The sequence below is a fragment of the Alkalihalobacillus sp. NPDC127517 genome (assembly GCF_050276055.1).
Lineage (GTDB): Bacteria > Bacillota > Bacilli > Bacillales > Bacillaceae_D > Alkalicoccobacillus.
On record NZ_JBNNQX010000016.1, the window covers coordinates 1 to 12289 of the forward strand.

The 12289-nt window shown below is 42.1% G+C and carries 14 protein-coding genes; 1 reads left to right on the forward strand and 13 read right to left on the reverse strand.

All coding sequences use genetic code 11. The features are described from left to right. Positions 1-274 (forward strand): hypothetical protein (locus tag ACQKKO_RS18185; RefSeq protein ID WP_498649697.1); only part of this gene is annotated, 274 nt, incomplete at its 5' end. Positions 275-403: 129 nt separating this feature from the next. Here ACQKKO_RS18185 and lysS read toward each other — a convergent pair. The 13 genes from lysS to hpt all read right to left on the reverse strand — a co-directional run bounded on the left by lysS (position 404) and on the right by hpt (position 12243). Beyond that, complete coding sequence (gene lysS / locus ACQKKO_RS18190) at positions 404-1894, reverse strand: lysine--tRNA ligase (protein WP_498649699.1); 1491 nt, start codon at positions 1892-1894, stop codon at positions 404-406. Positions 1895-1975: 81 nt separating this feature from the next. Continuing rightward, positions 1976-2176, reverse strand: coding sequence for a helix-turn-helix domain-containing protein (locus ACQKKO_RS18195; protein WP_498649700.1), 201 nt, complete (start codon positions 2174-2176; stop codon positions 1976-1978). Continuing rightward, positions 2164-2652 carry a 2-amino-4-hydroxy-6-hydroxymethyldihydropteridine diphosphokinase gene (folK, locus tag ACQKKO_RS18200; protein ID WP_498649701.1) on the reverse strand — a complete coding sequence of 163 codons (489 nt, stop codon included), beginning with the start codon at positions 2650-2652 and terminating at the stop codon, positions 2164-2166. Before folK ends, ACQKKO_RS18195 begins: the two co-directional genes overlap by 13 nt. After that, positions 2645-3016: a dihydroneopterin aldolase gene (folB, locus tag ACQKKO_RS18205; protein ID WP_498649703.1), complete on the reverse strand. Its 372-nt coding sequence runs from the start codon at positions 3014-3016 to the stop codon at positions 2645-2647. The genes folK and folB overlap by 8 nt, the downstream gene beginning before the upstream one ends. 5 nt (positions 3017-3021) lie before the next feature. Further along, positions 3022-3837: a dihydropteroate synthase gene (gene folP / locus ACQKKO_RS18210; RefSeq protein WP_498649705.1), complete on the reverse strand. Its 816-nt coding sequence runs from the start codon at positions 3835-3837 to the stop codon at positions 3022-3024. Positions 3838-3849: 12 nt separating this feature from the next. After that, entirely contained in the window at positions 3850-4692 is an 843-nt protein-coding gene (gene pabC, locus ACQKKO_RS18215) for an aminodeoxychorismate lyase (RefSeq protein ID WP_498649706.1), read from the reverse strand. Then, positions 4677-5270 (reverse strand): aminodeoxychorismate/anthranilate synthase component II, encoded by a 594-nt coding sequence (gene pabA, locus ACQKKO_RS18220; RefSeq protein ID WP_498649708.1) that lies wholly within the window; start codon positions 5268-5270, stop codon positions 4677-4679. The genes pabC and pabA overlap by 16 nt, the downstream gene beginning before the upstream one ends. A 12-nt stretch (positions 5271-5282) precedes the next feature. After that, complete coding sequence (gene pabB, locus ACQKKO_RS18225; protein WP_498649709.1) at positions 5283-6722, reverse strand: aminodeoxychorismate synthase, component I; 1440 nt, start codon at positions 6720-6722, stop codon at positions 5283-5285. Positions 6723-6827: 105 nt separating this feature from the next. Then, positions 6828-7754 (reverse strand): cysteine synthase A, encoded by a 927-nt coding sequence (gene cysK / locus ACQKKO_RS18230; protein ID WP_498649711.1) that lies wholly within the window; start codon positions 7752-7754, stop codon positions 6828-6830. Between the two features lie 114 nt (positions 7755-7868). Next, positions 7869-8747: an Hsp33 family molecular chaperone HslO gene (gene hslO, locus ACQKKO_RS18235; RefSeq protein ID WP_498649713.1), complete on the reverse strand. Its 879-nt coding sequence runs from the start codon at positions 8745-8747 to the stop codon at positions 7869-7871. Positions 8748-8763: 16 nt separating this feature from the next. Next, positions 8764-9534, reverse strand: a complete 771-nt coding sequence (locus ACQKKO_RS18240; RefSeq protein WP_498649715.1) for a type III pantothenate kinase — start codon at positions 9532-9534, stop codon at positions 8764-8766. A 120-nt stretch (positions 9535-9654) separates the two neighbouring features. Continuing rightward, positions 9655-11634, reverse strand: a complete 1980-nt coding sequence (gene ftsH / locus ACQKKO_RS18245; RefSeq protein ID WP_498649717.1) for an ATP-dependent zinc metalloprotease FtsH — start codon at positions 11632-11634, stop codon at positions 9655-9657. Positions 11635-11703: 69 nt separating this feature from the next. Next, positions 11704-12243 (reverse strand): hypoxanthine phosphoribosyltransferase, encoded by a 540-nt coding sequence (gene hpt, locus ACQKKO_RS18250; RefSeq protein WP_498649719.1) that lies wholly within the window; start codon positions 12241-12243, stop codon positions 11704-11706. Positions 12244-12289: the final 46 nt, after the last annotated feature.

A 12289-nucleotide genomic window follows, 5' to 3' on the forward strand; every position in this document is an offset into this window, starting at 1 on the left:
CCTGAGCCAGGATCAAACTCTCCATAAAAGTGGTGAGTTGATTGCTCAACTGCTGGCGTTGATGTCTCCATCAACTTTCCAATTGCGTAGCTTACGCTACGACTTTTTTATACTTATGAGATATCATGTATCTCTTCGTACGCTTGGCTTTTGTTCAGTTTTCAAAGAACTTGTTTGCCGCCGTTCATTGCGACTTTTCAATGTTAACAAATCTCATTTAACTTGTCAACAATTGTTTTTTCGACGCCGTTTCGTTCTTGGCGACAAGAAATAATATACCACCCTGAGAAAAAGAATGCAACTACTTTTCGAAAATTAATTAAAAGAATTTAAAGTTCCATGTGTAATGACTCCACTTCCCTATTAACTATAGCAAGTGAAGCCATTATCCATGAATACTTCCCTACTCTTTGTTTCTCATTTGAGGGAATAGAAGAACATCACGAATAGAAGGAGAATTCGTTAGTAGCATAACAAGTCGATCGATACCAATTCCTAGACCACCTGTTGGAGGCATACCATATTCAAGCGCTTCAATAAAGTCGTCGTCCATCATATGTGCTTCATCGTCACCCTGCTCACGTTCGACAAGTTGTTGTTCAAAACGCGCACGTTGATCAATTGGATCATTTAATTCCGTAAACGCATTTGCGTGCTCACGACCAACAATGAATAACTCAAAACGATCTGTGAATCTCTCGTCTTCTGGATTTTTCTTAGCTAAAGGAGAAATGGCTAACGGATGTCCATAAATAAACGTCGGTTGAATTAATGTTTCTTCTACAAAGTGTTCAAAGAATTCATTAACTACATGCCCGTAGCTCATTGTTTCTTTAACAGGTACCTTATGTTCTTTCGCAAGCGCACGGGCTTCCTCGTCCGTCATTTCCTTCCAGAAGTCCACACCTGTTTGTTCTTTAATGGCATCAACCATATGAACTCTTCTCCACTCAGGAGTAAGGTCTACCTCGTAATCACCATACTGAATAACTGTTGAACCCAACACTTCTTTCGAGATGTGAGCAACTAGATTTTCTGTTAAGGCCATGATGTCTTTATAATCCGCATACGCTTCATATAATTCAATCATTGTAAACTCAGGGTTATGACGTGTTGATACTCCTTCATTTCTGAAGACACGACCAATTTCGTATACTTTTTCTAGTCCACCAACAATGAGTCTCTTAAGATGCAATTCAATTGCGATACGCATGTAGAGAGTCATATCAAGTGTATTATGGTGGGTAATGAATGGTTTAGCAGATGCTCCTCCAGCTATTGAATGCATCATCGGTGTTTCAACTTCTAAATACCCTTGGTCGTCTAAATATCTACGCATTGATTGCAAGATACGGCTGCGAACAATAAATGTATCGCGCACATCAGGCGTTACAATTAAGTCCACATAACGCTGACGGTAACGTTGTTCAACATCCTTTAATCCGTGGAACTTATCAGGTAGTGGACGTAGCGACTTACTTAGAAGTTTCAGATCAGTTACCTTTAATGATAGTTCCCCTACATTTGTTTTAAAAGCCATACCAGATACACCAATAATGTCTCCAATGTCTAGTGAGTTAAACAAAGCGTATTGGTCTTCACCTATGGCATCCTTACGAACATAGATTTGGATTTGTCCCGTTAAGTCCTGTATATGAGCAAATCCCGCTTTCCCTTTACCACGCTTAGTCATGACGCGACCAGCCAAGACAGCAGGAGCTTCTTTTTCACTTAACTCATCTTTAGAGTACTCATCAAACTCTTTCGTCATTTGTGCCGAAGAGTGAGTCCGTTCAAATTTATGACCGAACGCGTCAATCCCTTGTTCTTCAAGCTGCTTTAATTTGTCACGTCGTACCGCTAACAAATCATGCAATTCTAGTTCTTCACTCATTGATTCTTCATCTCCTAAATGATAGTAGCCAGTTTACCAGTTACTTCTTTATAATCGTTCCCCTTATGCCTTTTACAAGCATTAAGGGCGTAATTCATTAATTGATATACCTAATACAGATGCAATGTGACCAATTAACTGTTCATCCGGGCAACGTGTATCACGTTCAATTTCGCCCAATACAGAAACGGACACCCCAATTTCTTTTGCAAAGCTTTCTTGAGTGTATCCCTTTAGTTTACGAAATGCACGAATACGCCTGCCCCAGTTTAAGGTTTCCACATTCGTACACCCTCTTTATCATGTAGTTGATTATACACTTCTTTCAAGGTCACTCCCTGCACATTAAAGCTTAAATCGGGAGCAAGCTCAAGTAATGGAATAATAACAAACGAACGTTCCCACATTCTTGGGTGCGGGAGGGTTAAACTCTCCATCTTCATATTTTCTTGATCATACAGAAGAATGTCAAGATCTATTGTCCTTGGGCCCCATCTAATTTCGCGCTTTCTCCCGAGCTCATTCTCAATTTGTTGAGTTTCAGCTAGAAGTTCAAACGGTGGCAAGGTAGTACTCAGGCAGACAACCAGATTTAAAAAGGAAGGTTGATCAACATAGCCAACAGGATCGGTCTCATAAATTGAAGAGATGGCTGTCACTTCACTATCCTTCATTAAACGCAGCTTGCTTATCGCTTTCTCTAAATAACCAATTCGACTCTCCATATTTGAGCCAAGCGATAAATATACGTTAGCCATTACCTGCTCTGGCCCTTGTCAGCTCTATTGAAACAGAGTCGTAGTGGCCTGGTATTGGAGGGTCTGGCTTAATCAATACGACTGTACATTGATTTAAAATGGGATATGCAGATAGTAACTCTTTCGTAATGGAGTCTGCCACGGCTTCTAAAAGCTGTCGTGGTTCTCCTTCTACGATCTTCTGAACTCTTGCATATACGTCCCCATAATCAATTGATTTGGTTAGATCATCTGTTGAAGCGGCCTCTGTTAGATCAAGTTCGAGTGTTAAATCAACCTGAAAACGCTGACCGAGCTTTTGCTCTTCAGCAAAGACCCCATGATACCCGTAAAATTTCATTCTGTTTAACCGGATTTTATCCATTCTTTTTAGTGCCCCTTTCCAAGCAAAGCGTCCATCATTTTTGCCATTCGGCCCATTTCCTTCACATCATGAACCCGAATGATGGAAGCTCCTTTTGAAATCCCTAAGCAATTCGCCGCCCCTGTTCCTTCTAACCGATCATCTACAGGAAGATCCAACGCCTTAGATATAAACGATTTCCTAGAAACCCCTAGTAAAACAGGGTATCCAAGTTTAGCGATTTCGTCGAGTCTACGTATCACCTCTAGATTTTGCTCATAGGATTTTACAAACCCCACTCCAGGATCTAAGATGATCTGTTCATCTGAGACGCCTGCTTCCTTGCAAAGGGCGATGCTTTCCTTTAAGTCGGATAGAACATCTTGCATAAAGTTCCCATACTCACGGTTCGAGCGATTATGCATTAAAATAATCGACGCACCGTTTTGTGCTGCAACTTTCGCCATATTTCCGTCTGCCTTAGCCCCCCATACATCATTAATGATGGAAGCACCAGCTTGAAGTGCACGTTCAGCTACCTCTGCCTTGTATGTATCAATAGATAGCGGAACATCCACTTCCTGTACAAGCGCTTCAATCACTGGGATCACTCGATGTAGCTCTTCATCTTTACTAACCTTCTCGGCTCCCGGCCTAGTAGACTCTCCGCCAATATCAATCATATCCGCACCAGCGTCTACTAATTCACGAGCTCGTTTAACCGCTAGCTCCACTTCATTGTACCTACCACCATCAGAAAACGAGTCGGGGGTGATATTCAATATACCCATAATTTGTGTAGGGCCTAGTTGCGCCGGATCAATTGCTTGTCCATCTGCCATACGTTAACACTCCTATTCGGCAATGCTCCATCGCCATGTTGATTCCCGCTTGTACATCTGTTGAAGTGTGTCTAAGATTGGGTGATCTTTAAACGACGTCCCATCGCAGCTCTCTACTTTAACAATTTCCTGAATGGAATTTGTTAAAAATACTGCATCCGCCTTTAACAGAACCTCTTGAGGGTACAACCCTTCTGTAAGAGAAATTCCCTTTTTGTTTAACAACGCCTTCACATATTGCCGGGTGATTCCATCCAGAATTCCTGTATCTAACGAAGGGGTATAGACCGTATCTCCTTTTACCCAGAAGATGTTTGACGTAATACCTTCTGCAATCCATCCCTCTTGCGTTAGAAAAATCCCTTCTGTATTCAACATGGACCCTAGCTCTTTTTTAGCAAGAACATTGTTTAAGTAATGATGAGACTTCAACCGGTAATCACCCTCCGGTGTATTACGCGGGAGCTTCAACATCGTCATTGCTTTGCTTCTATCTAAGGAAGGGAGAGGCTTCATCATGACTGCAACAGTCGGCTCCAAATAACGACCAGTATATAGTCCGAGCCCCTCGTCTCCAGCTGACACATTCCATCTTACATATGCGTCTTCTATTTTGTTTATCCTAGCTAGCTCTTGTAAGATTTCGATTGCGCGATCCTTTGGAATCGTCCAATCGATACCAATCTGCTCTAGCCCATCTCCCATACGTTGAAAATGGTCATCCAATAAAAAAGGATGACCGTTATATAAACGAAAGGTTTCAAATAAGCCTAATCCATATAAGAACCCATGATCAAAAAGCGATACTGTCGCCATGCTCTCATCTACATACTTGCCATTTAAATAGACGAACATGCCTGATTCCCTGAATGAGCCTCTACAAAATTACGCAACAGCTGTTTGCCGTCCCCTGTCATAATCGATTCCGGATGAAATTGAACACCCTCTATTGCTAATTCTTTATGACGAATTGCCATGATTTCTCCCTCTTCGGTTTCAGAGGAGATCTCAAAACAATCCGGTAACGTTTCACGCTTCACAATAAGAGAATGATATCTAGTTGCCGTTATAGGAGATGGAAGATCTTTAAAGATAGACCTGCCATCGTGCTTCATCTCAGACGTTTTCCCATGCATGAGACGCTCCGCACGTACAACATCCCCACCAAAAACTTGCGCAATGGACTGATGCCCCAAGCACACTCCAAAAATCGGAAGCTTTCCAGCGAAATAACGAATGGCCTCTAAGCTAATTCCAGCCTCGTTTGGACTGCACGGTCCAGGTGAGATCATTAGAATTGCTGGATCTAGCTCTTCGATTTCTGAAATGGTAATCTGATCATTTCGTTTGACTACAAGCTCTTGACCCATCTCACCTAAATATTGAACCAGGTTATACGTAAATGAATCATAGTTATCAATCATAAGAATCATGTTTATTCCTCCTCAGCTCATCTGTGTTTCTGTCATACACTCTTCTTCGCTCAACTCTAGCGCACGCCATAATGCACGCGCCTTCTTAAATGATTCTTTGTACTCGTGGTGTGGGTTGGAATCACTTACAATACCAGCACCAGCTTGAACATGTGCAAGGTTGTCATGACAAACCATTGTTCGAATGGTGATATTAAGTTCCATATCTCCATGAAAACCAAGCCAGCCAATGGCACCAGTATATACACCTCTACGCACAGGCTCAAGCTCTTCAATAATTTCCATTGTTCGTACTTTGGGTGCTCCTGTAATTGTGCCTCCAGGGAAAACACCGCGAATGACATCATAATTAGAATGCTTCTCCGCAAGCTCACCAATCACATTTGATACAAGATGCATCACGTGTGAGTACCGCTCGATGACCATTAGTTCATCTACCTTAACTGTACCATAGCTCGAGACACGACCGAGGTCATTACGCTCAAGATCCACAAGCATCACATGCTCTGCCCGTTCTTTCTCATTGGAAAACAACGAATCTGCAAGCTGCTGATCTTCTTCTTCTGTCTTCCCGCGAGAACGAGTCCCTGCAATAGGTCTTGTACTTAGTTGATTGCCTTGTTTTTTCACAAGCAATTCAGGTGATGCACTAACAAGCTGGAATCCTGGTGTTTGCATATATGCCATGTATGGCGAAGGATTCAACGTTCTGAGTTTTTCATACACATGCATAGGTGAAACGGTGAGTGGTTTGGTTTCCCTGAGTGACAGGTTTACTTGAAACACATCACCTTGCGCGATATACGCTTTAATCTTATTTACCGCACATACGAACTCTTGTTCCGTCATACTAGAACGGACCGATTCGTTCGTACTCGATTTCTTCCAGATGGGCTTAGTCCCAACGTCCTCTTGCCACTGACTCTTATACTCATCTAAACGTGTTTTAAGTTCAGATTCATTTTTGCCATTACCACATATATAAAGAATCTCACGATGGTGATCGTAAACAAACACATCTTCAAACAACATGAGGTACACTTCAGGTAGCGGAAGGTCATCTTCTGCTTGAGTTGGGATTTGTTCCATTTCTCTCATCAAATCATAACTAAAGTAACCGATCGCCCCTCCACTAAAAGGGATTCCCTCAATCGCTTCAGCAGCATCAATCATATATGGCTTCATCACTAATTCAAGACTTTCAAGTAATGGTCCCTGCCAATCTTGCTTTTCTTGATTGATCTCAAGAGTTAATGTTTGATCGTGACCCTCAATAATCGCAAATGGATCGAGACCCATTATGCTGTACTGGCCACCACGTCCACTTTCAAGCAGAATGTGGTGCTCAGAATGGCTCGCCATTTGCTGGTACTTACCAAACCAATCTTCTTTTTTAAATGAGAATGATCTTGCTCTTGTAATTCTGGATGTCGTTGAGTTCAATGTAGACATCTCACCTTCTCCCTTTTGACCGTAAGATATGGCTTCTATTTTACATGACATCGAACCATAAGAAAAGGCAGTCCCGTGTTCTGGACTGCCTTTTTGTATAGACACTTACTCTTCTTCAAACTGATAAAGAGCTGTGCTTAGGTATCTTTCTCCGTTTGATGGAATAATCGCTACGACCTTTTTACCTGGTCCAAGCTTTTTCGCTACTTCAAGTGCAGCATAGATGGCTGCTCCAGAAGAAATTCCACCTAAAATGCCTTCTTCTCTTGCTGCCTTACGAGCAAATTCAAAGGACTGTTCTGTAGAAACTTGAACTACTTCATCATATACGTCTTGATTAAGAATCTTTGGTACAAAGCCTGCACCGATTCCTTGGATTTTGTGAGGACCCGGGCTACCACCAGATAGGACCGGGGAATCTTTTGGTTCAACAGCAACCACTTTAAGCTCAGGGAAGTGTTCCTTTAGGAACCCACCTGCACCTGTAATCGTTCCGCCTGTTCCAATTCCAGAAACAAAAGCGTCAAGCTGACCATCTACTTGTTCAAGCAACTCTTTTCCTGTAGTGTTGCGATGAATAGCAGGGTTCGCTTCATTTTCAAACTGTTGAGGCATAAAGTATCCATGCTCATTTGCAAGCTCCGTTGCTTTGCGAATAGCACCACCCATACCTTCAGGGCCAGGAGTGAGAACAACCTCTGCTCCGTATGCACGTAGAAGGTTACGACGCTCTAAACTCATGGTTTCAGGCATTACGAGAATCGCTTTAAATCCTTTTGCTGCAGCAACCATCGCAAGGCCAATTCCTGTGTTCCCACTTGTAGGTTCAACAAATGAATCACCAGGCTTGATTTTCCCAGCTTCCTCAGCAGCTTCTAGCATCGCTAAACCGATCCGATCCTTTACACTACTACCCGGATTATAATATTCCAATTTCAAATAAACATCAGCATGTTGATCCGTCGTTAACCTATTTAATTTCACTAAAGGCGTGTTTCCAATTAAATCGAGAACAGAATTGACAGCAGTCATAATGAGCCTCCTTAATTCCTAGTAAATTTATTGGTTTTATAAGTTGATACTATCAGAACTCTACTTATAAGTCAATGAATCTACGAAATGAAAAAGAAGGATTTTACATTTTTATTAAACGGCTTGTTCTTTTAACTCTTGAAGCTCAGCGCCTGTGAAATGGTATTTTTCATTACAGAAATGGCACACCGTTTCTGCTTCACCATCTTCTTCAATCATTGCTGTAATTTCAGCTTGGCCTAAGCTGATGATCGCGTTAGCAATTCGATCTTTTGAGCAAGTACACTTAAAGACAACTGGTAACTTTTCATGGATCGTGACTGATTCTTCCCCTAAAAGAGAATATAGAATCTCCTCAGGAGGCATACCAAGCTCTACAAGTTTAGAGATTGGCGGAATCGTGGATAAGCGTTTTTCAATCTCATCAATGACCGCGTCATCTGCACCAGGCATTAATTGCAGAATAAACCCACCGGCAGCTTGAACCGTGTTATCTGGATTAACTAGAACGCCCACTCCTACTGAAGAAGGTGTTTGTTCAGAGTTTGCGAAGTAATACGTAAAATCTTCGCCAAGTTCACCTGAAACAATTGGCACACTTCCTGTAAAAGGTTCGCGCAATCCAAGATCTTTAACAACGGAAAGTGTTCCAGTTGTACCTACAGCGCTCGCTACGTCTAATTTTCCGTGTTCATTTAAATCAAAGTGAGTTTGAGGCTTAGAGACATATCCACGTGTTTCTCCTTTTGCGTTACTATCTGTAACAATGGCGCCAATCGGGCCGCCACCTTCTACTTTTACGGTAAGCTTTTCTTCACCTTTAAGCATCATACCCATCATTGAGCTTGCCATCATCGTACGACCAAGAGCCGCTGATGCAGTAGGCCATGTTCCTTGTCTTCGTACAGCTTCATTTACCATGTCTGTTGCAACTAGCGCATACGCACGAACCTTCCCGTCAAACGCTGTTGATTTTACTAAATAATCGTTCATGTATTTCATCTCCACTCTAGATGTTTTTTTCGTAAATGGCTTTGAGCCCTTTTAACGTTAAGTAGGGGTCTACAATATCTATCATAGACGATTCAGGTGCCAACAATTCAGCAAGACCACCTGTTGCGATCACTTTTGGTTTTACGGCTAGCCGCGATTCCTTATGAATACGAGAAATGATCGCTTCCACTCCTCCAATATATCCATAAAATGTACCTGCTTGCATTGCGTGAACCGTGTTTTTTCCAAGCATTGATTTTGGTTTTGTTAATTCTATTTTAGGAAGCTTTGATGCCCTCATATATAAAGCTTCTGCCGATACTGCCATACCAGGAGATATGGCCCCTCCGACATATTGTTCCTTATCATTAATGTAACAATACGTAGTTGCGGTTCCAAAATCAACAATGATTGCAGGTGACTTGTAATGAGTCAGCGCACCAACTGCATTCGCAATTCGATCCGCACCCACCTCACGAGGATTCTCATAAAGGATGTTTAACCCTGTCTTTACCCCAGGACCAACAATTAATGCTGTCTGATTCATATACATCTTACACATCAATTCAAGCGTGTGCATGATAGGCGGAACGACTGATGAAATGGCTATCCCAGTAATATCTGGAAACGTTATGCCGACATCTGCAAACATCGACTTAACCAGAACCGCATACTCATCTGCTGTCTTTTGCCGATCGGTTGCCATGCGCCAAGAACGAATACATTCATTTTCTTTGTACACACCAAACACGATTGATGAATTTCCAACGTCCATGACAAGAATCATCTCTTCACCGTCCCCGCTGATTCGTTTTATATTATGCGTGTAAATGATCTTTTTGGCAAAGATCGTGCCTAGTCATAGAAAAAGAAGATACCCGAAACGGGCATCTTCTCTTAGTCTTAGTCAGTACCGACGATCGGTATCCTGGCTTCCACCATCAGCTGGTGGTTCATTTTGACCTTGATCCAGGTTTGTTGTTTCTTCGTATGGAGTTCCTTCTTGCTTTCCATTAATGTTCACTTTCAAATCAGAATCGCCTAGCTTATTTCCGTGATGATTCTCCGGAAGCTTTCCTTCGTTGACAAGAGAAAGAATTTGTTCAGCGTCCAATGTTTCAAGCTTAATTAACGATTCAGCAACACGATCTAACGCGTCTTTATGTTCTAGAAGGATTTGTCTACATTTTTCGTAGGCATCCTTAATGATCTTTTGAACTTCCAAATCAATCTCGTGAGCAATTGCATCACTGTAATTTTGTTCGTTTTGGATGTCACGTCCTAGGAATACTTGACCACCAGATGATTGACCAAATTGCATCGGTCCTAGCTTTTCACTCATTCCATATTCCGTTACCATCTTACGAGCAATACCCGTTGCACGTTGGAAATCATTGTGCGCCCCGGTACTTACTTCACCAAATTGAATTTCCTCAGCGACACGGCCCCCAAGTAGACCAACGATCTTGTCGATTAACTCAGGCTTTGTCATAAAGTAACGATCCTCTTTAGGTAACATCATGGCATATCCGCCAGCCATTCCACGAGGAACAATTGTTACCTTGTGAACAATGTCAGCACCTTCCAGCTTCACACCAACAACCGTATGACCAGCTTCATGCCAAGCAACAATGTTTTTCTCTTTTGCAGAGATCACACGTGTTTTCTTAGCCGGGCCAGCAATGACACGGTCAATGGCTTCTTCAACATGAGACATACCAATTTTTGTTTGGTCTTCTCGGGCAGCAACAAGTGCTGCTTCATTTAGAAGGTTTTCAAGATCCGCACCTGAGAAACCTGGCGTTCTTGTTGCAATTACATCAAGTTTTACATCATCGCCTAATGGCTTGTTTTGGGCATGAACAACAAGAACTTGCTCACGTCCTTTTACATCTGGGCGGTTTACTTGAATTTGACGGTCAAATCGTCCTGGACGAAGTAATGCTGGATCCAGAATATCTGAGCGGTTTGTCGCCGCAATGATAATGATCCCTTCGTTTGAACTAAATCCATCCATCTCAACAAGTAGTTGGTTAAGTGTTTGTTCACGCTCATCGTGTCCACCACCAAGACCAGCACCACGCTGACGACCAACTGCATCAATCTCATCAATAAAAATAATACAAGGAGCGTTTTTCTTTGCATTCTCGAACAAGTCACGCACTCGAGAAGCCCCTACCCCAACAAACATCTCTACGAAGTCAGAACCACTGATCGAGAAGAACGGCACGCCTGCTTCACCTGAAACAGCACGAGCAAGTAGAGTTTTACCTGTTCCTGGAGGTCCTACTAGAAGAACACCTTTTGGAATACGTGCACCAATTGCAGCGAATTTACGTGGATCCTTAAGAAACTCCACAACCTCAACGAGTTCGGCTTTCTCTTCATCTGCACCTGCTACGTCTTTAAACTTAGCTTTTTTCTTATCATCGCTCACCATTTTAGCCTTACTCTTACCAAAGCTCATGACACGGTTACCACCGCCCTGCGCTTGGCTCATAAGGAAGATGAATAATATGATAATAATGACAAATGGAATAAGAGACGTGAAGATTGCCACCCAGCTGTTTGTTTCATCAGCAGGCTGGATCTCTAAGTTACTCTGTGCTTGCGCGAGTAGTTCAGAGGTTTGTTCACTACGAAGTACGTACGTTTCGAAAAATTCATCCTCTTTGGCCCCAACAAGCTGACCACGTACCAGATAAACATCTCGTTCTGGTTTTATACTAAACGTTTCTACATTTCCTTGCTCAAGTTGTTCAGTAAACTGATTGTAATTTAAATCTTCTACAGTATTTTGATCTGTATTAATCACACTTACAATCCCAATAATTACCAAGAAAATAAGTAGATAAAAGATCGTATTTCTAAACACCCGATATTTCATTCTAGACCTCCTCCCACGTCCAACAAAGCTGCAATAATAGTACCATACCGGACTTTAAGTCCACAAACATTACCCCTCATAAATCTCTGGTTTTAACACACCGATGTAAGGAAGATTACGGTAGCGTTCTGCGTAATCAAGTCCAAACCCTACAACAAAGGCATCTGGCACTGTAAAACCACACAGATCAGGGACGAGATCTACCTTGCGTCCATCAGGCTTATCTAAAAGAGTGACAACCTTAACTGATTTGGCTTTTCTATAATGAAACAGCTCAATTAAATACTTAAGGGTAAGTCCGCTGTCGATGATATCTTCGACAATCAAGACGTCACGTCCTTCAACAGACGTGTTTAAGTCTTTAATAATTTTCACTTCACCAGATGAAACCATAGCATTCCCGTAGCTTGACACATCCATAAAGTCTAACTCAAGATGAGCATCTACGTGCTTAATTAGCTCTGCCATAAAAGGGAGCGCACCTTTTAGAACTCCTACAAAAAGCGGGAACGCGTCTTTATATTGTTCCGTAATTTCGCTTCCTAATTCACGGGCTTTATTCTGGATTTCTTCTTCGGAAATCAGTATCTCTTTCAATTCATCTTTCATCAAAGGCTTTAGACCCTCCTGTTTAATTCGGTTCCTAAACCGCATG